Raw genomic sequence first — 1021 nt, 5'->3', positions numbered from 1 at the left:
CCCCGGACGGCCGCGCCGGCGAGGTCGTCGACATCCTCGCCGGGGCGGACAGCCACCGCGCCGTGCGTCAGCACCACGAACCGGGTGGCCGCGAACGCCTCGTCCGCAAGCCATTCCTGGAGCAGTCGCAGCATCCGGTGCGTGGCCGTGCGGACCTGCGCCGGCACGTCCGCGTCCTCGGGCGACCGCCAGGGGACCAGGACCAGGGGCGGGCGGGCGGGGCGCCGGGCGGGCAGGGGGGGGTTCCCGGTCAGGTGCAGCCCGTCTGGCACGTCACCGAACACCGCCCACCCGGTGGTGTCGACTGGTGCTCCGGGGGCCGGCAGCCGCGTCCACTCCAGGCCGAAGAGCGAGTCGGACGGCTGAGGTGCGGGCACGGGCTTGGTGGTGACCGAGTCGACGGCTGCGACGAGCGCGCCGGTGTCATCGGCCAGCACGATCCCGGCGGTGCCGGAGAGGTGCGCCCGCAGGTTCGTGGCGCCGGTCGGCTCCAGGCGCACGCCGCGCCAGGTCGACGGGAACTCGCCGCTCTTCTCGGTGAGGTGGGGCTGCAACGCGGCATCGAGCAGGGCCGGGTGCACGGTGAAACCGGTCGCGTCGACGTCGTCAGCGAGGGCGATCCCGGTGTGCGGGCCGTGATGAGGTTCGACTGGTGGGGTCTCTGCCGTGAGCCGGCCGGTGGCGTGGAGGGTCCACGGGCCGTCGTCGGTGCGGGAGTGGAACGTGAGCCGGCAGCCGGAGTTGTCGGCTGCGCCGAGGATCGTCTGGAACTCGACCGCGCCGTGCTCGGGGATCGGCGGCAGCGTGTCGATGACCAGGTGTTCCAGGTAGGGGTATCCTGTCTGCGTGCCCGCGTGGACAGCGAGTTCCACGAGGGCGCAGCTGAGCGTCGAGGGTTCGGCCAGCCACGGGTGCGTTCGTCGATCCAGCTTCCCGGTACGGACGGAGCTGTTGCCTTCGGCGAGCGTCACTGCCGCGGTGAGGAGGGGGTGGTCCGTCCCGGTGGTCGACCCGGCGGACT

The 1021-nt window shown here is 73.3% G+C and carries 1 pseudogene; it reads right to left on the bottom strand.

The features are described 5' to 3' along the window. Window positions 1-971: pseudogene (locus tag AB0G02_RS42200) on the bottom strand (hypothetical protein); the annotation flags it as partial. Window positions 972-1021: the final 50 nt, after the last annotated feature.

Source organism: Actinosynnema sp. NPDC023658 (assembly GCF_040639995.1).
Classification (GTDB): domain Bacteria; phylum Actinomycetota; class Actinomycetes; order Mycobacteriales; family Pseudonocardiaceae; genus Actinosynnema.
Note: the sequence above shows the minus strand (reverse complement) of the source record. Positions and strands in the feature narration are given on the sequence as shown.